General features: G+C 74.1%; 24 protein-coding genes. 10 read left to right on the top strand and 14 right to left on the bottom strand.

Annotated features, from left to right (window positions below; all coding sequences use genetic code 11):
• Positions 1–24 precede the first annotated feature (24 nt).
• The 5 genes from ACTG9Q_RS13645 (at position 25) to ACTG9Q_RS13665 (ending at position 4,527) form a co-directional block, all read left to right on the top strand.
• Entirely contained in the window at positions 25–573 is a 549-nt protein-coding gene (locus ACTG9Q_RS13645) for a DUF6423 family protein (protein WP_455573111.1), read from the top strand.
• A 106-nt stretch (positions 574–679) separates the two neighbouring features.
• Positions 680–1,936, top strand: coding sequence for an FAD/NAD(P)-binding protein (locus ACTG9Q_RS13650; RefSeq protein WP_455573549.1), 1,257 nt, complete (start codon positions 680–682; stop codon positions 1,934–1,936).
• Positions 1,933–2,523: a DUF6187 family protein gene (locus ACTG9Q_RS13655; protein ID WP_455573112.1), complete on the top strand. Its 591-nt coding sequence runs from the start codon at positions 1,933–1,935 to the stop codon at positions 2,521–2,523. Before ACTG9Q_RS13650 ends, ACTG9Q_RS13655 begins: the two co-directional genes overlap by 4 nt.
• A 17-nt stretch (positions 2,524–2,540) precedes the next feature.
• Positions 2,541–3,086 (top strand): carboxymuconolactone decarboxylase family protein, encoded by a 546-nt coding sequence (locus tag ACTG9Q_RS13660; RefSeq protein WP_455573113.1) that lies wholly within the window; start codon positions 2,541–2,543, stop codon positions 3,084–3,086.
• A gap of 61 nt (positions 3,087–3,147) precedes the next feature.
• Positions 3,148–4,527, top strand: a complete 1,380-nt coding sequence (locus tag ACTG9Q_RS13665) for a DUF2867 domain-containing protein (protein WP_455573114.1) — start codon at positions 3,148–3,150, stop codon at positions 4,525–4,527.
• Here the strand turns inward: ACTG9Q_RS13665 and ACTG9Q_RS13670 are convergent.
• The 6 genes from ACTG9Q_RS13670 to ACTG9Q_RS13695 all read right to left on the bottom strand — a co-directional run bounded on the left by ACTG9Q_RS13670 (position 4,491) and on the right by ACTG9Q_RS13695 (position 8,236).
• Positions 4,491–5,336: an oxygenase MpaB family protein gene (locus ACTG9Q_RS13670; RefSeq protein WP_455573115.1), complete on the bottom strand. Its 846-nt coding sequence runs from the start codon at positions 5,334–5,336 to the stop codon at positions 4,491–4,493. The two genes, ACTG9Q_RS13665 and ACTG9Q_RS13670, sit on opposite strands and share 37 nt — an antisense overlap.
• On the bottom strand, positions 5,329–6,582 hold the full coding sequence (locus ACTG9Q_RS13675) for an MAB_1171c family putative transporter (RefSeq protein ID WP_455573116.1): 1,254 nt from the start codon (positions 6,580–6,582) through the stop codon (positions 5,329–5,331). The genes ACTG9Q_RS13670 and ACTG9Q_RS13675 overlap by 8 nt, the downstream gene beginning before the upstream one ends.
• Positions 6,579–6,803: a hypothetical protein gene (locus ACTG9Q_RS13680; protein ID WP_455573117.1), complete on the bottom strand. Its 225-nt coding sequence runs from the start codon at positions 6,801–6,803 to the stop codon at positions 6,579–6,581. The genes ACTG9Q_RS13675 and ACTG9Q_RS13680 overlap by 4 nt, the downstream gene beginning before the upstream one ends.
• Positions 6,803–6,946, bottom strand: a complete 144-nt coding sequence (locus ACTG9Q_RS13685) for a hypothetical protein (protein ID WP_455573118.1) — start codon at positions 6,944–6,946, stop codon at positions 6,803–6,805. Before ACTG9Q_RS13685 ends, ACTG9Q_RS13680 begins: the two co-directional genes overlap by 1 nt.
• A 221-nt stretch (positions 6,947–7,167) precedes the next feature.
• A complete protein-coding gene (locus ACTG9Q_RS13690; RefSeq protein WP_455573119.1) occupies positions 7,168–7,812 on the bottom strand; it encodes a hypothetical protein in 645 nt (214 codons plus the stop codon).
• Entirely contained in the window at positions 7,805–8,236 is a 432-nt protein-coding gene (locus ACTG9Q_RS13695; RefSeq protein WP_455573120.1) for a helix-turn-helix domain-containing protein, read from the bottom strand. Before ACTG9Q_RS13695 ends, ACTG9Q_RS13690 begins: the two co-directional genes overlap by 8 nt.
• Before the next feature lie 173 nt (positions 8,237–8,409).
• Between ACTG9Q_RS13695 and ACTG9Q_RS13700 the strand changes: the two genes are divergently transcribed.
• Together ACTG9Q_RS13700 and ACTG9Q_RS13705 are read left to right on the top strand one after the other, a co-directional pair.
• Positions 8,410–9,609, top strand: coding sequence for an MFS transporter (locus tag ACTG9Q_RS13700; protein ID WP_455573121.1), 1,200 nt, complete (start codon positions 8,410–8,412; stop codon positions 9,607–9,609).
• 107 nt (positions 9,610–9,716) lie between these two features.
• Positions 9,717–11,120: a GGDEF domain-containing protein gene (locus ACTG9Q_RS13705; protein ID WP_455573122.1), complete on the top strand. Its 1,404-nt coding sequence runs from the start codon at positions 9,717–9,719 to the stop codon at positions 11,118–11,120.
• Positions 11,121–11,228: 108 nt separating this feature from the next.
• Here the strand turns inward: ACTG9Q_RS13705 and ACTG9Q_RS13710 are convergent, their stop codons facing one another.
• Genes ACTG9Q_RS13710 through ACTG9Q_RS13735 form a run of 6 tightly spaced genes read right to left on the bottom strand, consistent with a single transcriptional unit; the run spans position 11,229 to position 18,901 of the window.
• The gene (locus ACTG9Q_RS13710; protein ID WP_455573123.1) at positions 11,229–12,158 is read right to left on the bottom strand and encodes a Gfo/Idh/MocA family protein; all 930 of its coding nucleotides are present in this window, start codon (positions 12,156–12,158) and stop codon (positions 11,229–11,231) included.
• The gene (locus tag ACTG9Q_RS13715; protein ID WP_455573124.1) at positions 12,155–14,290 is read right to left on the bottom strand and encodes an alpha-galactosidase; all 2,136 of its coding nucleotides are present in this window, start codon (positions 14,288–14,290) and stop codon (positions 12,155–12,157) included. The genes ACTG9Q_RS13710 and ACTG9Q_RS13715 overlap by 4 nt, the downstream gene beginning before the upstream one ends.
• 37 nt (positions 14,291–14,327) lie before the next feature.
• On the bottom strand, positions 14,328–15,521 hold the full coding sequence (locus ACTG9Q_RS13720; protein WP_455573125.1) for an ROK family protein: 1,194 nt from the start codon (positions 15,519–15,521) through the stop codon (positions 14,328–14,330).
• A gap of 49 nt (positions 15,522–15,570) precedes the next feature.
• Entirely contained in the window at positions 15,571–16,491 is a 921-nt protein-coding gene (locus tag ACTG9Q_RS13725; protein WP_455573126.1) for a carbohydrate ABC transporter permease, read from the bottom strand.
• The gene (locus tag ACTG9Q_RS13730; protein ID WP_455573127.1) at positions 16,488–17,459 is read right to left on the bottom strand and encodes a carbohydrate ABC transporter permease; all 972 of its coding nucleotides are present in this window, start codon (positions 17,457–17,459) and stop codon (positions 16,488–16,490) included. The genes ACTG9Q_RS13725 and ACTG9Q_RS13730 overlap by 4 nt, the downstream gene beginning before the upstream one ends.
• Positions 17,460–17,509: 50 nt before the next feature.
• Positions 17,510–18,901, bottom strand: a complete 1,392-nt coding sequence (locus ACTG9Q_RS13735) for an ABC transporter substrate-binding protein (RefSeq protein WP_455573128.1) — start codon at positions 18,899–18,901, stop codon at positions 17,510–17,512.
• A 189-nt stretch (positions 18,902–19,090) separates the two neighbouring features.
• Between ACTG9Q_RS13735 and ACTG9Q_RS13740 the strand changes: the two genes are divergently transcribed.
• Genes ACTG9Q_RS13740 through ACTG9Q_RS13750 form a run of 3 tightly spaced genes read left to right on the top strand, consistent with a single transcriptional unit; the run spans position 19,091 to position 22,236 of the window.
• Complete coding sequence (locus ACTG9Q_RS13740; RefSeq protein WP_455573129.1) at positions 19,091–19,834, top strand: TIM barrel protein; 744 nt, start codon at positions 19,091–19,093, stop codon at positions 19,832–19,834.
• On the top strand, positions 19,835–21,202 hold the full coding sequence (locus ACTG9Q_RS13745; RefSeq protein ID WP_455573130.1) for an MGH1-like glycoside hydrolase domain-containing protein: 1,368 nt from the start codon (positions 19,835–19,837) through the stop codon (positions 21,200–21,202).
• Entirely contained in the window at positions 21,190–22,236 is a 1,047-nt protein-coding gene (locus tag ACTG9Q_RS13750) for a zinc-dependent alcohol dehydrogenase (protein ID WP_455573131.1), read from the top strand. The genes ACTG9Q_RS13745 and ACTG9Q_RS13750 overlap by 13 nt, the downstream gene beginning before the upstream one ends.
• Positions 22,237–22,344: 108 nt before the next feature.
• Here the strand turns inward: ACTG9Q_RS13750 and ACTG9Q_RS13755 are convergent, their stop codons facing one another.
• Positions 22,345–22,878, bottom strand: a complete 534-nt coding sequence (locus tag ACTG9Q_RS13755; protein ID WP_455573132.1) for a hypothetical protein — start codon at positions 22,876–22,878, stop codon at positions 22,345–22,347.
• A gap of 157 nt (positions 22,879–23,035) precedes the next feature.
• Positions 23,036–23,959, bottom strand: a complete 924-nt coding sequence (locus ACTG9Q_RS13760; protein WP_455573133.1) for a hypothetical protein — start codon at positions 23,957–23,959, stop codon at positions 23,036–23,038.
• Between the last annotated feature and the right edge of the window lie 45 nt (positions 23,960–24,004).

Genomic DNA, 24,004 nt, shown 5'->3' on the forward strand with positions numbered 1-24,004 from the left:
CAGGCGTTTTTCAAGGAGGAACCTGTGTCATCTTTGGACGTTCCCGGGCTGGACGTGTCCGGTCGGGTCCGGGCCCGCGACATCCAGATGGCCGCGGTCGCCGACGTGCGCCGCCGAGTCCTGATGATCTCCGGCGCGGTCGACGTCACCGGGCACGACGTGTCCATGTCGATCAACCTGCCCGAGCCGGGGCGCTGGCAGGTCATCAAGTCCGAGACCAACCTGACCGACCAGACGTGGCTGGCCATGCAGGTCACCACCGACGACGACACCAACTTCGTCGACAGCCAGGAGACCCTGATCCTGTCGCGGCAGTTCACCCGCACCTTCCTGACCCCGGACCTGAGCAGGCTCACCTTCTTCGACGGCGAGGTCCGCCCCGGCGAGGCCGTGCTCATGGCCTTCGACATCGAGGCCACCACCCGCAAGCCCGCCTACGCCCACGCCCGCTACGTCCCCGCCGACGGGGAGAGCCCCGCGCAGATCGCCGCGAGCCTGGAGCGCGTGGTGGCCGACGGCATCTCCCAGCGGCCGATGTTGGAGATGATCGTCCCGGTCACCGTGATCGGCTGAGCAGCGCCGATCGGCTGAGAACCTCGTGAAACCGCGGCGGCGGGGTGCGCTCCCGCCGCCGCGTCCACGTGCCTTGCGTACTGGGGGATCGGTGTCGTCCGTCTTCATGCCCGAGCCGCACCTGCTCGACTCCCCGCGGCGGCGGCAGTGGCCGGGGCGCGTCCCCGCGCGCCCGCACCGCGAGGACAGCCCGCCGGGACAGGTCTCGGTCGCCGTGGTCGGCGCCGGGCCCGCGGGCCTCGCGGTCGCCTCGGCGCTGTGGCACCTCGGGGTCCCGGACGTGGCCCTGCTCGACGCCGCCGACCGCTCCTGCGGGCGGTTCTTCGACCGGGTCGACACCCTCAAACAGCGGGTGCTGCGCTCCCCGTACGAGCACCACCCCGGCGTCGAGGGCTACCGCGACTGCGAGCTGCTCGACTTCGCCCGGCTGCACTGGGGCCTGCTGACCGCCATCGAGCGCCGGGAAGTCCGCATGGCCCAGGCCGGGCACCGCTCCGTGGTGCCGCTGGATGTGTTCGAGGCGTTCTGCGAGCACGTCGCCGACGCCCACGGCGTGGCCGAGCGGACCTGGCGGACCACCGTGCGGGCCGTCGACGCCCGCGCCGACGGCGTCACCCTGAGCACCGACGGCGGCGAGGTGCACGCCCGGTTCGCCGTGCTGTGCCTGGGCGAGGAGCGCCGCGCCGCCCCCGAGGGCTGGCAGGGCGCCTACTGGGACGAGCCGATCCCCGACGACACCGGGCCGCTGGTGGTGGTGGGCGCGGGGCTGAGCGCCGCGCACCTGCTGGCCGACTCGCTGGCCGCGGGCCGGGAGACGCACTGGGTGCTGCGCGAGACCCAGGAGCGCTACCAGTGCGCCGACGTCAACGCCTCCTTCTTCCGCCCCGAGGGCCGCGCCCGCTTCCAGGACACGCCCTGGCAGCGCCGCCTGGACCTGATGGCCCAGCACCGCCGCGCCTCGGTGATGTGGGAGTTCCGCCCGCTGCTGGCCGCGGCCGAGGCCGACGGGCGGCTGCGGGTGCACCGCGGCACGGCCGTCGACGCGGTGGACCACGGCAAGGTGCGCCTCGCCGACGGCCACGTCGTCACCGGCGACCACGTGGCGCTGTGCCTGGGCACCACGCCGTCCATCGGGGCCGGGCTGCTGCCCGACGCGGTGGTCGACGCGGTCGACGGCTGGCCGGACCTCGACCCGCGCACCCTGTCCTACGCCCGCGCGCCGCGGGTCTTCGCCGTCGGGGCGGCCGCGGCCATGGCCCTGGGCCCCGCGGCCCGCAACATCGACGGCCACCGGGTCGCCACGGCCCGCGTCGCGGGCGCGGTCGCCGCCGGTCTGGGCGCCCGCACGGGGGTGGGGACGTGACCGAGACCAGGCTGACCGAGACCAGGCTGACCGACACCAGGCCGACCGGGGCCGGACCGACCGGGCCTGGGTCGGCTGGGACCGGGCCGGCGGGGACCGGGCCTGCTGGGGTCGGGCCTGCTGGGGTCGGGCCTGCTGGGGTCGGGCCTGCTGGGGTCGGGCCTGCTGGGGTCGGGGCGGTGGCGGACACCCGGTTCGACATGCCCGCGGTCGAGGACCCGGCGGAGACCGAGGTCGGGATCATCCTGCTGGCCCTGGACGCCGACCGGCTGCTGGCCGGGCTGGGAATGGCCTCGGCCGCCGAGGACCCCGGCCGGGTCGCGATCGCCGTCGACCTGCTGCGCCACCGGCGCCTCGACGTCGACGGCATGGTCAGCGCGGGGGCGGGCTACTGGCGGGCCATGCGGGCCGAGGTGGCCGCCGCGTACCCGGAGCCCGCGTTCTCCGCCTCGGTGCGCCAGTCCTTCACCCGGGCCTTCCGCGCGCTCGGCACCCCGGCGCTGGGCCCGATCGGCCTGGCCACCCGCGTCTACCTGACCGTCTGCTGGCTGCGCCGCGCCGAGGTCGACTCGATCGCGGGCGTTTGAGTCGAGAGGAATTCCGCGTGCCCCACCTGCCGTCGCTGCCCGAGGACGCCCGCCTGGTCGACGTCTTCACGCGGTACCCGGAGACGTCGTTCCCGCTGCTGTCCTACCACGAGACCGTCATGCGCGGGCCGTCCCCGTTCACCCTCGGTGAGCGCGAGCTGATCGCCGCCTACGTCTCCGGGGTCAACGCCTGCGCCTACTGCCACGGCGTGCACACCCAGACCGCGCAGTCCTTCGGCGTGCCCGAGGGCCTGCTGGCCGACGCGCTGTCCGACCTGGACGCCTCCGCGGTCGACGACAAGCTCAAGCCCGTGCTGCGCTACGTCGGCAAGCTCACCCGCACCCCGTCGCGGGTGACCCCGGACGACGCGCGGGCGGTGTTCGCCGCGGGCTGGGACGAGAAGGCCCTGCACGACGCGGTGATGGTGTGCGCGCTGTTCAACTTCATGAACCGCATGGTCGAGGGGCACGGGATCGCGGCCGACTCGGCGTACTACGCGGAGTCCGGCAAGCGGCTGCACGACATCGGCTACGACGGTCTAGCGCGGCTCTTGTCGGACTAGAGCGGCGTCCGGGACCCGCTGCCATAGTGGGAGGAGTACCCCGGACGAGAGGAGTCCCGACGTGGTCCGCTGCCTGGTGCTCGGCGCCCGCGGCTACATCGGCACGCTGCTGGCCCCCGCCCTGGCCGCCGCGGGCCACGCCGTGCGGACGATGTCGCGCTCGGCCGTGCCGGGGCCGGACTCGGTGCGCGGCGACGTCGCCGACCCCGAGGCGCTGGCCGCGGCGATGTCCGGTGTGGACGTCGTGTACCACCTGGTGCACTCGATGGACCGCGCCGACTACGCCGAGGCCGACGCCGAGATCGCCCACAGGGTCGCCGCCGCGGCCGAGCGGGCCGGGGTGCGGCAGCTGGTCTACCTCGGCGGACCGTCCCCTGTGGACCGCCCGCTGTCGGAGCACCTGGCGTCGCGCGCCGAGGTCGGGCAGGTGTTCCTCGACGGCCCGGTGCCCGCCCTCGTGCTGCGCGCGGCGATGGTGGTCGGCTCGGGGTCGGCCAGTTTCGCGCTGCTGGCCAAGGCCGCCCACGCCGCGCCGTTCGTCCTGCGTCCGTCCTGGATGGACAACCGCAGCCGCCCGATCGCCGTGCGGGACGTGCTGTTCCACCTGGTGCGGGCCGCGGTGTCCGAGCCGGTCAACGCCGCGGTGGACGTCGCGGGCCCGGAGACGGTGTCCTACCTGGAGCTGATCCAGCGCTGCGCGCGGGTAGCCGGGCTGCCGTGGCGGGTCCCGGTGCCGGTCGTCGGGATGCCCGACGCGCCGGTGGCCGCTGCCGCCGCCGCGGTGAGCTCGCTGCCCGAGCCGCTGGTCAAGGCGCTGCTCGCGTCGCTGCGGCACGATCTGGTGCCCGAGACGGTGCTGCCGCCCCCGCCCGGCGGCGGGACGTCGCTGGACCGGGCGCTGCGCGAGGCGATGGGACTGGACGAGCCGCCCGGCCCGCCCGCGGCGGACACCCCCGGCGTGATCACCTCCGTGCGCCGCCTGCCGGTCCGCGCCGAGCCCGACGCGCTGTGGCGGGTCATCACCGAACTGGGCGGTCAGCACGGGTGGCACACGATCCCGGGGGCCTTCACCGCCCGCGGCGCGCTGGACCACGTGCTCGGCGGTGTCGGGCTGCACCGGGGCCGCCCCGAGGAGCTGGCGCCGGGCGACACCGTCGACTCCTGGACCGTCGTCGCCCGTGCCGAGCACGCGCTGACCCTGGTCGCCGACCTGCGGATGCCCGGCACGGCGTGGCTGCGGCTGGCCGCGCTCCCCGGGCCGACTCCGGAGGCGAGCGTGCTGGAGCAGACGGTCACCTTCGCCCCGGACGGGCTGCGCGGGCGCCTCTACTGGCACCTGCAGAAACCGGCGCACGAGCTGGTCTTCGGCACGATGGCCCACGGCATCGCCCGCGCGGCGCTGAATCAGTCGCGGGGCGGGCCGAGCCGGTCCATGGTGTAGCCCTGCGGGTAGCCGGGGGTCACCCCGCCGGGGGTGAACGCCGACTCCGGGCGCGCGCCCGCGAACCGCAGCAGCCGCCCGCGCAGGCGGAACGCGCCGCGGATGGCGCCGCGCACCGGCGCGGGCGGGCCGCTCACGCCCAGCGCGTCGCGGACGACGTCGTCGAGCAGCGCGTTGCCCAGGGTGACGCCGAGGAAGCCCAGCCAGGCCGGGAACCGGTTGACGAAGAGCCGGTGCGACGCGGCGAGCAGGTCGCGGCCGTCGGGGGTGGGCTTGAGGTGCTCGCGCTCGTAGTCGTCGAACCAGGCGCGGAACTCGGCGTAGGTGGCGGGGATGCCGGTGATGCCCATGCGCGTGCCCAGTTCGCTGTAGAAGCGGTGCGCGGCCCGGTACTCGTGGCAGCAGGGCCTGCGGTAGCCGTAGGTCTCCAGCCAGCGCATGGGCGGGACCAGGAACACGCCCAGGACGTAGAGGAACTCCTCGCGGGAGATGTCCCAGCGCTTGTGCATGGCGTTCATGGCGCGCAGCACCAGCTGCGAGCGCTCGTGCTCGAAGCCGTGGGCGACGACCTCGAAGACCATCAGGCCGGTGTCCTCGCCGCGCTTGATCGGGCGGGCGGCGATCTCGCCGCTCCTGGCCAGCGTCGCGCTGATGGAGGGGATCGCGTAGGTGCGGTAGAAGCTCATCTGCAGGGCGAGCATCACGTCGAACGGGAACTCGTGCAGCGAGGTGAGCTGGTAGATCCGCAGGTAGTCGACCTCGGGGTCGAGGCGGCGGATCGTGTCGAGGTGGCGGGTGCGATCACGCATCTGCGGTGGTTTTCCTCGGGTTCGGGTACTCGGCCAGGACGGCGCGGGGGATGGGGCTGGCGCGGTGGGCGCGGGCCACCGCGCGCCACCAGTCGACCTCGTCGGCGAGGTCGCCGCCACCGAAGCCGGGGCCCGCGCCCAGGACCTCGGCGCCGGGGTGCTCGGCGCGGCGGCGCAGGCCGACCTCGATCGTGGCCGCGGTGATCACCGCGGCGAGGGCGTCGCCGGTCAGGCCCGCGCGCTCGCCCAGCTCGCGGGCGCGGACGGCGTGGGGGTCGTCCGGGGGGACGAGGGAGCGGATGTGGCGGGCGCCGTCCCAGGTCTCCACCACGGCGCGGTGCAGGCGGAACGCGGCGTTGTCCAGCAGCAGCCAGTCGGGCACCAGACGGCCCGGCGGGATCAGGCCGATCTCCGGCATGGCCGTGCGGAAGCGGTGCCACAGCGGGTACAGCGCGCGCCGGGCCCGGTAGTGCTCCCACCACAGCCGCACCGGGCCGCGCGGGCGACGGACGAGGTGGGCCCCGGAGGCGGCGAGCACGACGCCGGAGAGCGCGAGGGCGGCGGCCGCGGGCATCAGCCAGCCCTCCACCGACGAGACCGTCCAGCCCGGGGTGAGCCCGGCCAGCAGGGCCAGCTGGTAGCCGAGCTTGTGGGCGCTGTAGGCGAAGCCGAGCACCGTGCCCGCCGAGACCAGCGCCAGGCCCACGCTGAGCCAGCGGATGTGCCGCGCCTTGCGCGCCCAGCGGGCCGAGAGCCGGGAGATGACGACGATCGCGGCGCCCAGGTAGAGGCTGAAGGTGATGAACGCCCACGCCCCAGCGGTGCTCGCCTGGCCCCCGCTGTCGTTGAGCCCGCCCGGCCCGTGCACGAAGTCCCGCGCGCCGGGGTCGGCGGCGAACAGCGCCACCATCACCAGCGAGGCCACCACGGCGAGTGCCCTGGCGTCGCGGCGGTGCGCTGCGGGATCGTCCTCGGTGGAGTGCAGGAAGAAGACGACCACCAGGTGCGCGGCGACGACCACGAGCACGTGCTGCACCGGCCAGGCGGCGTTGAACCCGGCCCCGGCGTTGAGCAGCGGGTAGACGACCGGCAGCTGCACGGCCACGCCCATGGCCAGCGCCAGGCAGCCCAGGGCGAGCGCCCGCATCGCGGGATTGGCCGAGTCGCGCAGGAAGTGGCGGAACTTGACCGCGCTCGCCGCCATCCCGGCCACGACGGCGATGACGAGCAGGGTCGCCGCGCTCACCGCCGCTCCGGATCGCTGGCGCCCCACGCCTGGGCGAGGCGGTCGCACGGGCGCAGCCGCGGCCGCCCGTCGGGGTGGCGGCGGGCGGGCCGGGTGCTGACCGGCTGCGGCCGGGCGGCCCCCAGGAACGGGGTGTCGGCGCTGGGGGTGCGCAGCCGCGCCCTGGTCATGGCGGCGATGCCGCTGACGATGGCGATGGCGAGGAGGGCTTCGGCGCTCATCAGGACTCCGGTTCGGTGGCGCCCAGGGCGTGGGTCAGGCGGTCGGGACGGTCGGCGCCAGGGCGGTGCAGCGGGTGGGCCGGGATGCGGCCGTCCACGCCGTGGCGGGAGGAGGTCAGGGGGTGCGACGAGTCGGTGCGCATCGACGGCACGGCGAACAGGACAGTGCCGACAGTGCCGACAGGGCTGGCGGGGCTGGCAGTGTTGACGGGCCTGGCAGGGCCGACAGGGCTGGCAGTGTTGACAGTGCCGACAGGGCTGGCGGGGCTGGCAGTGTTGACGGGCCTGGCAGGGCCGACAGGGCTGGCAGTGTTGACGGGGCCGACGGGGCCGGCAGGGGGCGAGGTGGGCGGGGGCGCGGTGGTCATCGGGGGTCCCGGTCGCCGGTGCCCAGGACCTGGGCGAGGCGGTCCACCACGCGTTTGTCGGCCGGGTCGAGGCGCACGGTCGGGCGGATCAGGGCATGGCCGTCGACGCCGCGGCGGCGCCAGAGCAGTGACGCGAACATCTCCGCCTCCACCTCCTGGCGGTTGCTGTAGCCGCGCCTGCCCAGCGCGGTGGACAGCATCCGGCGAACCATCGCGGGGTCGAGGTCGGGCAGCAGCAGCGACAGCAGGTCGACGTTGTCACCGGCAGGGTCATCGGCAGGGGAACTAGTGGGATCGCCGGCGGGCGCGCCGCCCGCGCTGTGGCCGAGCACCAGGTGGCCCAGCTCGTGCATGATCGCGTTCTCCCGGAAGGACGGGGAGGTGCTGTCGTCGTAGAACAGGTAGTCCGCCGCGGGCAGGGTCACGAGCAGGCCGGTCATCGGGACCGGGCGCCCGTCCAGCAGCGGCCCCATCGCCAGCAGCTCGATCGGCCGTCCGCGCAGCTCGGCGAGGCGGGCGCAGAACTCGGCGATGTCGAAGGGCGTCCCCGGCTCGGCGGGGATGCCCGCCACCACGGCGTCGACCGCGTCGGAGACCTGGCGGCGGGCCCGGCGCAGGGACAGCGGACGCGGTTCAGGCATCACGCTCGCCGCGGGCCCGCTCCAGCTCGATCACCGCGTCGAGCATCTTGGTCACCGCCGCGAGCCCCTCCGCCGAGACCATCGACGCGCGCTGGGCGATCCGCAGCACCCCGGAGTCGGTCATGCGCTCCAGCATGGCCAGCTGGTCGTCGACCCTGCGCGTGAGCCCGGGGTCGTCGAGGTAGAGGTAGCCGTGCGGGACGCCGAAGAACGCCTCCAGGCTGCGCAGGAGGTTGATGCTGGGGTTGCTGCGCTGGCCCGAGCGCAGGTAGCCGATCATGACCGGCGTGCAGCCGACCGCGGCGGCGACCTCCTTGTTGGTGTACTGGCGCTCGGCGTCCGGGCGGATCGAGGCGAACAGGGTGTTCAGCTTGGCCGCCAGCGTGGGGTCGCCCCCCGCGCTCACGCCGCCGATGTCAGTCACGCTCGTTCCACTCTCTCGCTCACCCTCGGTGCCGGTCTTTGATCTGATCGGGTGGAACACCACCAACGACCAGACCGTGCCGCCAAACTGTCATAACCTCAGCCGGGAAGATAGCCGCCATATCAGTTAATCGGTAGCGTCGCGGCGGACATGGGGGGCGTCTCGTGGGGGAGGTGGGGCAGACGTCGCGGCCTGGCACGGTCTTCCGGGCGCTGGCGGTCGGCGAGGGGGTGTCGACCCTCGGCGACCAGTTGGCCAGGGTCGCCGTCGCCATGCTGGTCTACCAGGCGACCGGCTCCGCCGCGGTCGCCGCGCTGACCTACGCCGCCACCCTGCTGCCCGACCTGGTCGCGGGCCCGCTGCTGGTCCCGCTGGTCGACCGCCACCCGCGGCGCCAGGTCATGGTCGTCTGCGCGCTGGCCCAGGCCGGGTTCTCCCTGCTGCTGGCCGTGCCAGGCACCCCGGTCGCCCTCGTCGTGGCCGCGGTGGCGGGCATCGCGGCGGCGGCGGCGCCGTTCCGGGCCGCGCAGGCGGTCACCGTCAGCGCGGCGCTGCCTCCGAGCCTGCACGGGCGCGGGCACGCCCGGCTGGGCATGGTGCGCGAGGTGGGCCAGCTGGTCGGGCTCGGCGTCGCCGCCGGTCTCGTCGGGCTGGTCGGCGCGGGCCCGGCGTTCCTGCTCAACGCCGCCTCGTTCGTGCTCGTGGCGGTCCTGGTCCTGGCCCACGTGCCCGCACTTCCCGCCCCGGCCGCGGCCCCCGCCGCGCGGGTGCGCGGCACCGGGCTGCGGCTGCTGTGGGAGGACCGGCGGTTACGCGTGCTCAACGGCCTGGTCCTCATCGGCACGCTGGCGATCCTGCCCGACGCGGTGATGGTGCCGCTGGTGATGGACATGGGCGCCCCGGACTGGGTCATCGGCCCGCTGCTGGCCGCCGACGTCGTCGGGTTCCTCATCGCCTCGGTGCTGCTCGACCGCCGCGACGACGCCGACCGCCGCGCGCTGATCGGCCCGCTGGTCGTGCTGAGCGTGCTCCCGCTGACGCTGTTCGCCCTGGACCCCGGGCCGGTGCCCGCCGCGGTGCTGCTGGTGCTCTCCGGCGTCGGCGCCGCGCACATCCCCGCCGTGCGGGCCACGGTGCTCGCACTGGTGCCCGACGCGGCGCGGGGGCGCACCGTCGGCTGGATGCGCACCGGGCTGCGCGCGGGCCAGGGGATCGGCGTGCTGCTCGGCGGTGTGCTGGCCGACCTGCTCACCACGAGCGCGGCGATCGCCGTGGCCGGGGCGATCGGCACGGCCGCCGCGCTCGCCTGCGCGGCGGCCTGGCACCGCCACCGGCCCGAACGGGCCCGGCACTGCCTGGGGGTGTCGGCATGACCGACCGGATCACATGTCGCGGTCGCCGCACATGGCAGTTCCTCCCTTCACGGCACCGGCGTCGCGCCCGTCCCGCCGAGCGCGGCGCCGATTCGACCATGGTCAGGGTGGCACGTGCGATCACACGCGCGACAGGCCGGGGGAAACTCCAACTCCGATCGCGCATCTCCGCGCTGCGCCCGCGCGGCTGGGCGCTGTGGTCGCTCGGGGTGCCCGCGGTGCTCGCCGTGCTGGCCATCGACCTGGCGGCGCTGGCGGCGACCGTGGGCGGGGTGCTGCTGTCCCCGGCGCCGGTCGCGCGGGACTGGGCGCTGCTGGCCCTGTTCTGCGGCTGCGCCGTCATCCACGTCGGGCTGACGCGGCTGGCCGAGGAGCGGCGGCGGGGGCGGCGGCTTCAGCGCGGCGCGGTGGAGTTCGTCGACCAGTCCAGCATCTGGTTCTGCGGTGCCGCGCTGGTGATCCCGGTGCCGCTGGTGGTGCCGCTGGTGGTCGCCGTGCGCGCGGCCCGGTACCGCATCGCCCGCAAGCCGCCCGCGCTGTGGATCGCCACGTCGGGGACCGTGCTGCTGTCGGTGCACGGGGTCGGGCTGGTGCGGCACCTGCTGGACTGGGACGTGGTCGACCCGGCCACGGGCCTGCACACCGCCTCGGTGCTGCTGGTGGCGATCGCGGTGTACTTCGTGGCCCAGGCGCTGCCGATCGCGGTGTACCGGGGGGTGCGGTTCCAGGACTGGCGCCTGGTCACGCTGCTGGGCACCCCGGGTGACAACTGGCTGATCGTGCACACGCTGCTGCTGGCGGCCGGGGCGGCGATCGTCGCGGTGGTGGCGCCGGTGGGCCTGGTGGGCGTGCTCGCCGTGGCCGTGCGGGAGACGCTGAACGTCGGGAAGATCGCCGGGCTGGAGGCCGAGCGCGAGCAGCTGGCCGTGGACGCGTTGACCGACTCGCTGACGACGCTGCCCAACCGGCGCGGGTTCGAGCTGGTCGCGGGCACGGCGCTGGAGGTGGACCGCTCCGGCGGGCACCCGACCGCGGTGCTGATGCTCGACATCGATCACTTCAAGGACTGGAACACGCGGCTGGGGCACTTCGGCGGCGACCAGGTGCTGCGGGCGGTGGCCGAGCGGCTGCGGGGGTGCGTGCGCCGGGGGGACATCGTCTCGCGGTGGGGCGGGGAGGAGCTGGCGGTCGTCCTGCCGGGCACCACCGCGCGCGAGGCGGTGGAGATCGCCCAGCGGATCAGGGTGGCGGTCCGGGACCTCGACACCGAGATCAGCACGCCCGCCGGGGGAAAGGCGGTGCGGCTGGGGCGCGGCGGGCTGCCGCCGTGCACGATCTCCATCGGCGTCGCCGTGGCGCCCGAGCACGGGAGCACCCTGGTGGACTTGCAGGACGTCGCCGACCAGGCGCTGCGGACGGCGAAGTGGGCCGGGCGCGACCGGGTGGAACTGGCCGGACGGCCGCGCCTGCCCGCACAGCACCGCAGGCCCGCCCGCTCGGAACCCGCCTGAGACCCCACCCCGCTGCCAGGCGCCACCCCGCTGACAGGTCCACCCCGTTGGCAGGTCCACCTCGTTGGCGGGACCTGCCCGCTGCCAGGCCCACCTCGCTGGCGGGACCTACCCGGTGGCCGCGGCCTCGCGGATGCGGCAGCAGAGCTCCTGGGTCCGCAGCGCGTCGCTGTAGTCGCAGACCAGCTGGGCGCGGTCCTGCTCCCAGACGGCGGAGAGGAAGCGCTCGTCGGCGATGGACAGCGGGTCGCGCCCGACCGGGGTCTCGTGCACGCCCGAGGCGTCCTCCCTGCGCAGCGACTTGGCCGTGAGGGTGAGCTTGCGCCCGTCGCAGTGGAACTCGATGCCCGCGTCCACTGTGGCGTGCAGGACGCAGGTCGCGGTGAACACGGCCAGCGGGCCGGAGGCGAAGCGCAGCGTGGCCGTGCTGACGGTGGCCACGTCCAGGTCCGGGTAGGCGGGCTGCGGGGTGCGCTCGGCGGCGGCGTGGCAGACCTCGGCCTCGCCCAGGAGGAAGCGGGCCACGTCGACCAGGTGGGTGGCCTGCTCGACGACCTGCCCGCCGCTGCCCGCCTCGACCCGCCACCAGGGCGGGGGCGGCACCAGGCCGTGCCAGGCGGCGCGGACGAGGCGCGGCGGGGTCTCGGCGAGCATCGCCTGGAGCTCGGGGATGACCTCCATGCAGCGCCAGTAGTAGCCCACGCAGGCCATCGGGCCACCGGCCCTGAGCGCGGCCTCGACGCCGCGCGGGGTGTCGAGGCCGTCGCTGACGGGTTTCTCGACGTAGAACGGGACGCCCCGGTCGATCAGGGCGTGTTCGACCTCGCCGTGGGCGGCTGGGGGAACGCACACCCAGGCCGCATCGATGTCCTCGGCGGCCAGCAGCTCCGCGGTGGTGGCGTAGGCGCGGCCACCCCACCGCGCGGCGGCGGCCCCCGCGCCGGAGCCGACGTGGCCGGTGAGCTCCACCCCGAGGCCGGTCAGGGCCTCGGCGTGCCTGCCCGCGATGTAGCCCGTGCCGATGATCGCGGCCCTCATGCCGTCTCCTCCGTGGTCCATACCTCGATGCGGCTTCGCCAGTCCTCGGTGTGCCGGGGGGCCGGTGGCGGCGGGAACGCCGCGGGGACGCCCGCCGCCATCAGGGCCGCCCCGGTGCTGAGCAGGCCGTCGGACTCCCTGCGGTAGCGGCGTTCCGGGACCAGCCCGCGCAGCCGCAGCCGCCGCGACCCCTCGCCCGCGACGCCGCGCACCTGGTAGACGAACAGGACGGTCTCGCGCCGATCGGGCGCGACGTACTGCACCGCGCAGGGCTGGGTGTCCGAGGGCGGGAGCAGCCAGTGCTGCTCACCGTCGGCGATCGTGGGCCGCAGGCGCTTGTACTCGGCGATCAGCTCGCGGGCCTGGGCCCGCTCCTCGCCGCTCCACGACAGGATGTCCCCGGAGATGCCCAGCACCCCCTGCATGGCGACGTGGAACCGGAAGGCCAGCGGCGTGACGCGGCCCGTGGTGGGCTCCGGGGTGTCGCTCACCCAGCCGACCATCGTCCGGGGCGGGTAGGCGCGGCTGTAGCCGTACTGGATGCGCAGCCGGTCGGAGGGGTCGGTGTTGTCGCTGACCTGCGCCATGTCCGCCAGGCCGAGGACGCCCATGTCGACGCGCCCGCCGCCGCCCGCGCAGGTCTCGATCAGCAGGTCGGGGAACTCCGCGCGCAGCCGGGCCAGCACCTCGTACACCCCGCGCACGTGGCGCACCCACACCTCGCGCGGTTCGGGCGCCTGCGGCCAGCCGACCTCGGTGTAGGGCCGGTTGTGGTCCCACTTGACGAAGTCGACGCGGTGCTCGCCCAGTAGCGCCCGCAGCTGGGCGTGGACGCCGTCGCGCACCTCGGGCCGCCCGAAGTTGAGCACCAGCTGGTTGCGCGAGAGCGTCGGCTCGCGGTCGGCCAGGTGCAGCACCCAGTCCGGGTGCGCCCGGTACAGGTCGCTGTCCGGGTTGACCATCTCCGGCTCCAGCCAGATCCCGAACCGCATCCCGAGCCGGTTCACCGCCCCGATCAGCTCGCCGAGGCCCCGCGGGAACTTCGCCGGGTCCACCACCCAGTCGCCGAGGCCCGCGCGGTCGTCGACCCGGGCGCCGAACCAGCCGTCGTCCACCACGAACAGCTCGGCGCCCAGCTCGGCGGCGCGCTCGGCGAGGGTGACCTGGTGGGCCACCTCGATGTCGAAGGCCGTGGACAGCCAGGTGTTGAAGTGCACCGGCGGCGGGGTGGCGCGGTGGCGGGCGGGGAGCACCCGCTCCCGCTGGTAGCGGTGCAGCACGCGGGCGGCGGCGTCGAGCCCGCCGCCGGTGTGGCCGCAGACCAGGACCGGGGTGCGGAAGTCCTCGCCGGGGTCCAGGCGCCAGGCGAAGTCGAACGGGTTGACGCCCGCGACGACGTGCACGGCCTCGTTGCGCTCGGCCTCGATGACGATGGACCAGTTGCCGCTCCAGGCCAGGGCGCCGAACCACACCGCGTCGTCGTCCTCGGCGCGGGTGATGGCGAACCAGGGGTTGGCCTCGTGGCTGGTGAACCCGCGCCTGCTGTCCACGACGAGCTTGCCCGCCGCCAGCTCCCGCCGGGTCGGCTGGTACTCCTCGCCCCACCGCCCGCGCAGCGTCCACGCCGCGTACCGGTCCGGTGGCAGGCCCAGCACGGCGCTGGCGACGCGCTCCACCCGCAGCGGCGCGGCCCCCTCGTTGACCACGCGCGTGTCGCGCTCGATGACGTCGTGTCCGGGCAGGACGGTGAACCGGTGCTCGACGAGCAGGCCCGTCGCGGCGTCGGTGAAGGACAGCGTGAGCGTGTCGCCGTCGATGTGGTCGTCCCGAAAGGACAGTTGGGTGACCGACGTGCCGTCCTGGCGGGACACCACGAGCCCCGGCTCCTTGAACGCCGGGTCGCCGTGGACGGTGTAGGCGACGGGGACACCGTCGAGGAACCCCGCCTGGGAGGGGCGGTTCCACGGGATGTCCGGCAGGTAGGCGTCACCGGAGAGGCCGCCGCCGTCACCGCCCCAGTGGTCGAGCAGCAGCGCGCTGCCGTCGCGCACCGACAGCAGCATCGCGCTGCCAGCGGTGCGCAGCAGCCACGCGGGCCGGTGGGCGCAGCGCGTCCGCGTGATCGCGGGCATGGTTCTCCTCGGGGAACTCATCGGAGGTGGGGCCGGTTCAGGCGTTGCGCGCCGACTCCGGGAACAGCCGGGCGTCGACCGCCTCGGCCGAGAAGACCTGGTCGATGACCATGTGCCGGGCGCCGTGCACGCCCGCCCGGTCGCCGAGCTGGCTCTCCACCACGGCCAGGCTGTTGGCCAGCGCGGGCACGGTGCGCTCGTGCAGCCGTTCGCGGATGCCGACCAGCAGGTGCTCGCGGGTCAGCGCCAGGTCCCCGCCGACCACCACGACCGTGGGGTTCAGCAGCGCGACCGCGGTGGCCAGCACCTCGCCCAGCAGCAGGCCCGCCTCGCGCACGAGGGCGACGGCGGCGGGCTCGGCCTCGGCGACCAGGCGCACCACGTCGCGGGTGGTGCCCGCGGGGAAGCCGCGCTCGGTGAGGGCGCGGGCCAGGGCGGCCCCGCTGGCGTGCGCGGCCAGGCAGTCGGTGGACCCGCACCGGCAGCGGGCGCCCCCGCTCGGCTGGGCGATGCGGATGTGGCCGATGTCGCCGCCCTGCCCGGTGGCCCCCCGCTCCGGGCGTCCGCCGAGGATCACCCCGGCGCCGATGCCGGTGCCCACCTTGACGAACAGCAGGTTGTCGACGTCGGGATAGCGCTCGCGGACCTCGCCGAGACCCAGCAGGTTGGCGTCGTTGTCGACGAAGGCCGGGCAGCCCATCGCCTCGGCCAGCCGCTGGGCGACGGGGTGGCCGTGCCAGTCGGGCATGATCGGCGGCCGGACCGGCCGCCCGGTCGGGAAGTCCACCGGCGCGGGCAGGCCGACGCCCACCCCGGCCAGCCGCGCCCGGTCGTGGCCCGCGCCGCGCAGCAGGTCGCGGAAGCGCCGGATCACGGTCTTGAGCACCACGTCCGGGTCCTGCCGCACCGGCAGGTCCTCGGTGCGCTCGGCCAGCATCCGCCCGCCCGCGTCGGTGAGGGCGAACCGGGCGTGCGTGACGCCGAGGTCGGCGGCCAGCACGAGCTTGTCGGACTCCTCGAAGGACACCAGCTCAGCGGGCCTGCCGGTGGCGCCCAGGCGCTGCTCGACGGTGCGGATGTAGCCCGCGGAACCGAGCTGGCTGAGCCGCAGCGCCACGGTGGAGCGGGAGAGCCCGGTCAGCTCCTGCAGGTCGCGGCGGGTCTTGACCCGGCCGGAGCGGATCAGCGCGAGGACCTGCCCGGGGGAGGCGGTGAACCCGCTGCGCGCCACCGACGGGTCCCTCCTCTCCCAGGGCTGCGGGGTCAGGTCCACGGCGGCGCTAGCCCTTCTCCGCGCCGCTGGTCAACCCCTGCGAGAGTAACCGCTCGGTGAGGAAGAACAGCGCCACGATGGGCACTGTGATCACCACCGACCCGGCCATGAGCACCGTCGTGGAGACCTCGATGCTGCCCGAGAGCTGCGCCAGGCCCAGCGAGACCGTCCACTGGTCGCGCCGCTCGACCAGGAACAGCAGCGCGAACAGGAACTCGTTCCAGGCGATCATGAACACGAAGACGCCAGTGGCGATGATCGAGGGCATGGCCAGCGGCAGGCTGATCCGCCGGATCACCCCCACCCGGGTGAGCCCGTCGACCATGCCCGCCTCCTCGACGCTCTCCGGGATCGTCTCGAAGTAGTTCTTGAGCATGTAGATGGCCACCGGCACGGTCTGGGCGATGTAGACCAGCACCAGGCCGACCAGCGAGCCGCGCAGCTGCATCCGGGTGAGCAGCACGAACAGCGGGATCGCCAGCACGATGCTCGGGAACAGGTAGACCACCAGGAACAGGGAGCTGACCTGCCGCCTGCCGAAGAAGTCCAGCCTGCTCACCGCGTACGCCCCCGGGATGGCGATGGCCAGGGCGACGAGCACCGACGCCGACGCGACGATGGCGCTGTTCTTCAGCAGGTCGAGGAACCCCTGCCCGCCCAGCCCGACGGGCCGCAGCACCTCGGCGAAGGTGGCGAAGGTCAGCTCGCCGAGGTCGGGGAGCAGCGAGTCCGGGCGCAGCAGCAGGTCCTCGATCGGCCGCAGCGCCAGCAGGAGCATGTAGTAGAAGGGCAGCAGCGTGGCGACCAGGAAGAACGCGATCACCACCCAGCGCAGCACGCCGAAGACGGCCCGCTCGACGCGGTCGCGCCGCCACGACGGCTCGGCGCGGGGTGCGCGGGTGGCGGCCCGCCCGGTGGTCGTGGTCACGGCTTGACCCCTTCCCGCCGCCGCAGCAGCCAGAGGTACGCGGCGAGCAGCACGACGAGCACGGCGGCGAGCAGGACCGACTGCGCCGCGGCCGCGCCGACGTTGCGCTGCACGGTGAGCAGCTCGTAGACCCGGACGCTGACGACCTCCGTGCCCGCGGCGCCGCCGGTGAGCAGGAAGATGTCGTCGAACTCGTTGAACGTCCAGATGGTGCGCAGCACCACGAGCACGGCGATGATCGGCATGAGCTGCGGCGCCACGATGTGGCGGAACCGCTGCAGCGGGGTGGCGCCGTCGACGGTGGCCGCCTCCTCGAGGTCGTTCGGGATCGCCGAGAGCCGGGCCAGCAGGAACAGGAAGGCGAACGGGAAGTACCGCCAGCCCTCGAAGGCGATGACCGTCAGCAGCGCGGTGGGCACCGGGACGTCCAGCCCGAACAGCGAGACCTCGGTCCGCGCCTGGGACAGGAACGCGATCGGGTCATCCCACCCGAACAGGTCCCGGCCCCAGCTGTTGACGATGCCGAACTCCGGGTTGAGCAGGATCTTCCAGACGAAGGTGACCGCCACGACCGGGGCGACGTACGGGATCAGCATGACCGCGCGGACGAACCCGCGGCCGGGGAACGGCTTGCGCAGCGCCAGCGCCGCCATCAGGCCGAGCCCGATGGCCAGCGCGGTCGAGCCCGCGGTGTAGAGCACCGTCGTGCGCAGGCTCTCCCACAGCGCGTCCGAGGCGAACACCCTGGCGAAGTTGTCCAGCGTGAGGTTCTCGAACAGCCCGGTCCTACCGATGTTGATCAGCTTGACCGACTGGAAGGCGATGATCACCGACCAGGCCAGCGGCACGATGACCACCGCCAGGATGATCACCAGGGTCGGGCTGATGAGCAGCGCCGCTGTGCGCGCGTCCTGTCGCTTCAGCGGCGACCGGCGCCGGGGCGGCGCGTCCGCCGGGGTCCGCGTCATGGCTGGTCTCCGTCGTTCGCTGGGCGTGGTCCATTCCTGGCCAGGACGGGCTAGCCGCCGATTTCCTCGGCGATGGCGGCGGCCCGCTCACCCGCCTGCGTCGCCGCTGTCTTGGCGTCGCCGCCGCCGCTGATCACCTCGGCCAGCGCCTTCGGCACGACCAGCTGCCCGGCGACCGCGCCCGCCAGCTCGGCCTTTCCCTGGCGGAAGCCCCAGCGGCTGAAGCTGGCCGGGCTCTGCTCGACCACGCGCAGCGTCTCCGCGTCGTAGAACTTCGACAGCGGCGCCTTGGTGTCCACCCCGGCGTCCAGCCCGCGCCAGGCCTCCAAATAGGACTCCGGGCTGTCCTTGGTGCCCGTGCGGACCGGGATCTTGCCCTCAGGGGCGACCGAGAGCCAGTCCGCGTAGCCCTCGCTCATCAGGAACTCCACCAGCCGCTTGGCGTCCTCGGTCGCCGCCCCGTCGAGCACGGCGAAGGAGGTGGTCTCGCCGAAGGTCGTCGGCTCGCTGCCGTCGGGGCCGGTGAGCCCGGCGACCACCCCGGTGTTCTTGGCCAGGAACGCCGGGTCCGCGCGGCATTCCGGGCAGGTCGGCAGGGCGTCGGCGCGCAGGCCCGCGAGTTCGTCGAGCAGGAAGGACGACCAGACCACCATGGCCGAGCGGCCCGCGAAGTAGGTGGCGCGGGTGGTGTCGACGTCCTGGTTGCCCGCCACGGAGTGCTCGCGGATGAGCCGGCCGTAGAAGTCCATCGTGGCCGTGCACTCGGGACTGCCCAGGGCGATCTGCCCGCCGTCGTCGACGAGCTGGCAGCCGTTGGCCAGGGCCAGGTGCTCGAAGGTCTGGTGGGTGAACACGTCCGCGGGGGTCGTGCTGGCGGTGATGCCCGCCCGCTCGCCCTCGTCGAGGCGCTCGGCGGCGGCCTTGATCGCCGCGAACGACGTCGGCGGCTCCAGCCCGGCCTCGGCGAAGAGGTCCTTGCGGTAGAACAGCAACTGGGCCCAGCCGTCACTGGGCACGACGAGCTGGGTGTCGCCCTCGCTGGTCAGTTCCAGCGCCTGCTGGGCGAAGGTCTCCCGGCCGAGGCCCGCGACGATGCCGGTGGCCGCGCCGGTGTCGAGCAGGTTGTCGGTGCGCAGCTGGCTCATGATCGGCAGCGAGACCGCGCCGATGACGTCCGGCAGCTCCTCGGCGGCCGCGGCCGAGGTCAGCACCGTGGTCAGCTGGTTCTCGGCGACGGCGACGAGCCGGGTCTGGATGCCCGTGCGCTCGGTGAACGTCGCCAGCAGCCGCTCCTGGGCCCGCACGCGGTCGGCGGTGTCCTCGATGGTCCAGAACACGAGCGGACCGCTCTCGCCCGACCCCGCCTCACCTCCGCCGCAGGCGGTCAGTGCCAGGACGACTGGCAGCGCGGCGGCAAGGGCCCGCGCACCTCGGCCGGTCATGGGTCGCTCCTTCCGGCAGTCAACAGGTGGCGCCATGGAACACCCGAGTTTGTCCGGTAGCAAGACCCAACTCGATAATTTGTTCAACTCGGACACTCCCTGGCGCACAGATGTTCTGTGGACATCCGGTGTGGATGCTGGTCCGGATGGGGTCTTGTTTTGCGTGATCATCGGATTAACATGGCGGCCGTGCCCCGCTGGACCATCGCCTGTCACGAGCAGCTCCTGCCCGCGGCGTCGCTCGCCGAGAAGTGGAGCCTCGCCCAGGCCCTGGGTTTCGACGGCATCGAGCTGGACGGTGCTCTCGGCGCCCGGCTGCCCGAGCTGGCGACCGCCGCGGCCGACGGCGCCGTGGTCTCCGGCGTGTCGATCGAGGCGGGCGCGGGCGGTGTGGACGCGCTCGCGCGCGTGAGCGGGGACCTGGCCGCGATCGCGGCGCTCGGCACCGGGATCGCGGTGACGCTGCCGGTCGAGGCCGTGGCGCCCGACCACGCAGGCGTCGGCGACCCGGCCCTGGTCGGCGGGCTGCGCGAGCTGGCGGAGGCGGCGGGCCGGGAGGGCGCGCTGGTGTGCCTGCGCCCGCTCAACCGCTACGAGGGCAGGCTGCTCCACACCCTCGACCAGGCGGTGGCGCTCTGCCGCGCCGTCGACCACCCGGCCCTGCGGGTGGCGGCCTGCACGTTCGACATGAACATCGAGGAGGCCGACCCGCCGCGCGCCCTCCTGGAAGCCGGGCCGTGGCTGGGAAAGGTGCACCTCGCCGACTCCAACGCGGGCGTGCCGGGCGCCGGGCATCTGGACTGGTGGGCCGCCCTCGCCGCCCTCGCCGCCGCGGGCTACCCGGGCTGGCTCGTCGTCACCGGCAGGCCGAGCGGCCCCGCCGGGTCGGCGCTGCCCGCCGCGCTCAGCCTGCTGCGGCAGGCCGGTGGCTGAGTGGCGCGCGCCGAGCCGGTCACCGCCGCCCGCGAGGCGGACCCGCCGGACACCGACCTGGGCCGCCGGGCCGCGGCCACGCTGCTGCGCAACTGGCGCGGCCACTCCACCGTGCCCACCGCGACGCTCTACCCGCACCAGTGGAGCTGGGACTCGGCGTTCATCGCCGTGGGCTTGGCCCGGCTGAGCCCGCGCCGGGCGTTCACCGAGCTGATCACCCTGCACAGCGCGCAGTGGGGCGACGGGCGGGTGCCGCAGATCGTGTTCAACGCCGCCGTGCCCGACGACGCCTACTTCCCCGGCCCCGCCGTGTGGCGGCCCCTGCCCGCGCACGGCCCGGCACCGGGGGTCGCCACCACCGGCCTGGTGCAGCCGCCCGTGCACGCCGCCGCCGCGCTCGCCGTCGCCGACCACCACCCCGGGGAGGCCACCGACGCGGCACTGCGCCTGCTGTACCCCCGGCTGGCGCGTTCCCACGACTACCTGTTCGAGCGCCGCCGGGTCCTGGACGGCCTGGTGGCGATCGCGCACCCGTGGGAGTCCGGGATGGACAACAGCCCGGCGTGGGACGAGCCGCTGCGCGCGGTAGACCCCCGCCACGCCGAGGACATCACCGCCCTGCGGCGCGACCTGCGCCACGCCGACGCCCGCCACCGCCCCACCGACGCCGACTACCTGCGCTACCTGACCATCGTCACCGCCTACCGCGACCGCGGCTACACCGACGACGACCTCCCCGGCCTGCCGTTCTGCGTCGTCGACCCGCTGTTCTGCGCCGTGCTGGCCTGGTCGGAGGACGCGCTGGCCACGGTGGCCCGCCGCGTCGGCGCGGACCCGGGCAGGCACGCCGAGCGGTCCCGGGAGCTGGCCCACCAGGTCCACTCCCGCCTGTTCGACCCCGACCTGGGCTGCTACACCGCGCTCGACGTCCGCACCGGGCGGCGCGTCGCCCGGCGGACGGTCGCGGGCCTGATGCCGCTGCTGCTGCCCAGCCTGCCGCCCGGCCACCGCGAGGCGCTGCTGTCCACACTGACCGGACCGGCGTTCGCGCTGGGCGCGCCCGGCGTGCGCGGGGTGCCGAGCTACGACCTCACCGCCGCGGACGTCGACCCGCACCGCTACTGGCGCGGCCCGACCTGGATCAACACCAACTGGCTGCTGTGGACCGCGCTGCGCGGGCAGGGCGAGACCGCGCACGCCGAGCGGCTCGCCGCCGACCTGGTCGGCCTGGTCGCCGGGGCGGGCTTCCGGGAGTACTTCGACCCGACCACCGGCGACGGCCTCGGCGCCGACGGGTTCAGCTGGAGCGCGGCGCTCGCGCTCGACGTCCTCACCCACCGAGCCCAGGGGGAACCATGGGAACGATAGTCCGGCTGGACGGCCCGGGCGCCGTCTCCTTCGCCGAGGAGCCGGACCCGGCCCTCGGCCCGACCGAGGTGCGGCTGCGCACCCTGTACTCCGGGATCTCGGCGGGCACCGAGCTGACCCAGTTCCAGGGCACCAGCGCGCACTTCCGCAAGACCTGGGACGCGCGGCGGCGGCTGTTCGTCCCCGGCGCCCCGACCGTGACCTACCCGGCGGTGGTCGGCTACGAGGAGGTCGGGGTGGTCATCGAGACCGGCGCCGACGTCACCGGGGTCAGCCTCGGGCAGACCGTGTGGGGCGTCTGGGGCCACCGCTCCACCGCCGTCGTCGAGGAGTCCTACGCCGCCGAGCGGGTCCTGGCGCCCGGCGCCGATCCGATGCTGGGCATCTTCAGCCACATCGGCTCGGTCGCCCTCAACATCGTCCTCGACGCCGACATCCACGTCGGGGAGACCGTCGCGGTGTTCGGCCTCGGCGTGCTCGGCCAGATCGCCGCCCAGCTCGCCCGCCGCAACGGCGCCCGCGTCATCGCCGTCGACGCCATCCCCGCGCGGCTGGAGCTGGCCACCCGCCTCGGCGCCGACGTGGCCCTGGACGCCCGCGACGGCGAGGTGGCCGAGCGCGTCCGCGACCTCACCGACGGCCGCGGCGCCGACGTCGTCCTGGAGGTCACCGGCAGCCACCAGGCCCTCCACGAGGCCATCCGCTCGGTCGCCTACAACTCCCGGGTGGTGGCCGCGGGCTTCTACCAGGGCGAGGCGGCGGGGCTGTTCCTCGGCGAGGAGTTCCACCACAACCGGGTCCAGCTGGTGTGCTCCCAGATCTCCAACGTCGCCCCCGCCCTGGCCCCCCGCTGGGACCGCACGCGCCTGGCGGCCACCGTCATCGACCTGGCGGTGACCGGCAGGCTGTCCCTGCGCTGCCTGGTGTCCCACGTGCTCCCGGTCGAGCGCGCGGCCGAGGCCTACGAGCTGCTGACCACCCGCCCCCACGAGGCCACTCAGGTCGTCTTCGCCTTCGTGTGCCCGGAGGGCTGACCGAGCAGGACTGGCCTGTTCGGACGTCCATACAGGACCGCTTGACGCGGGGGTCGCCCTCGGCGGACTGATAGGCGGCGGACAAATCCGCGTCCGCGGCGTGACCGGTTACGTCGAGGTGATTTCGAGGAGGAGGGAGGAGGTGGTGTTGGTGACGGTGCCCAGTCCGAGGGTGCACAGCAGGATTGGGGCGGACGGGCTGATGGCGGTTGATGCGACGGTGTCGCCGGTGAAGAGTCCGGTGGTGACGGTGCCGGTCATGGTGACGATGTGGGCCGCGCCGAGGGTGGCGACGGTGGAGTTGCCGGACAGGGTGCTGGTTTGGCCGGTGTTCCAGGTGATGGTCAGGGTGATGGGGAAGCCGGTGAGCAGGTCCAGGCAGGATCGGCCGGGGGAGTTGACCTCGACGGTGCGGGTGCCGGAGGTCAGGGCGGGCATGGTGGCTGAGACGCAGGTGTATTGGGCCGCGGAGTTGACGACGGTGGTCTGCGGGGTGGCGGTCAGCGGTGGTGTGTAGGTGTTGAGCTGGTTGCTTGGTGGGATGCAGCTGACGTCCAGGAGACCGGCTGAGGCTGGGGTGGCGGTCAGCAGTGGTGCGGTGAGGCAGACGACAGCGGCGATGAGGGCGTGGCGTAGGCGCATGAGAACTCCGTTTCGGGTGTCGGCTTGCACATTCCGGGACCACTTCCAGGGTTCGTCGATCGAGCGGTTCCGGCGCTTCGGCTCGGCGATCCGGGATGTCGAAGGCGGTCCGGTGGCGAGGGACCGCTGTGCGCCACCGGACCGCACTCGGCTGGTGTCAGCAGCTGCTGGTGGTGTCGCCTGTGTCGGTGGTGCAGGTGTCGGTGCCGAGGCCGCCGTTGGCGGTGTCGCCGCCGATGCCGTCCTGGACGTGGATGGTGTCGTTGCCGAGGCTGCCGGACATGGTGTCGGTGCCGTCGTGGTCGATGAGGGTGTCGTTGCCGTTCTGGCCGTCGAGGGTGTCGTTGCCGGGGCCGCCGTTGATGGTGTCGTTGCCGCCCAGGCCGCAGATCACGTCCGCGCCGTTGGTGCCGTTCAGCGTGTCGTTGCCCGCAGTGCCGGTGATCGTGCAGCCGAGCCCGTTGTTGACGGTCGTGTTGGACGCGGTGGTGTTGTTGGTGGTGTCGGGGTCGGACTGGGTCGCGGCGATCGTCGAGGTCGCGGTGACGGTGCCGGTCGCCTGGGGCTCCACGGTGATGGTCACCGTGGCCGAGGCGTCGTCGGCGATGGCGCCGAGGTTGCACGACACGCCGGTGCCGATCGTGCACGAGCCCTGGCTCGCCACGGCGCCGGTGATCGCCCGGGCCGCGCCGCTGAACGCGGTGGTGGTCGTGACGCCGGTCGCGTCCTGGGGGCCGGCGTTGGCGGCGGTCAGGGTGACCGTGTAGCTGCCGCCCAACGCCACCGGGGTCGGTGCCGACGAGCCGACCGACACGTCCGCACCGGCAGGCTCGGGCCCTCCGTTGAGCGCGATGTCCAGCGGAGTGCCGAAGCCGGGGATCGTGTGCACGAGCGCGTTCGTGGCGAGGTCGATCACCGCGACGTTGCCGCCGCTGACGGGCGCGTAGGCGAAGGCCCCGAGTGCGTCTACCGCGATGCCCCTGGGGGCGGTGATCCCGGAGATCGTGGTGGTCACCGCGTTGGTGGCCGCGTCGATCACCCAGACGTTGTCGGCGCCGGTGTCCGACGCGTCGTCGGCCACATAGACCCTGTGGCTGTGGCTGAGGTACTCCTCGGTGATGACCAG

It is taken from the genome of Actinokineospora lacus (assembly GCF_053813445.1).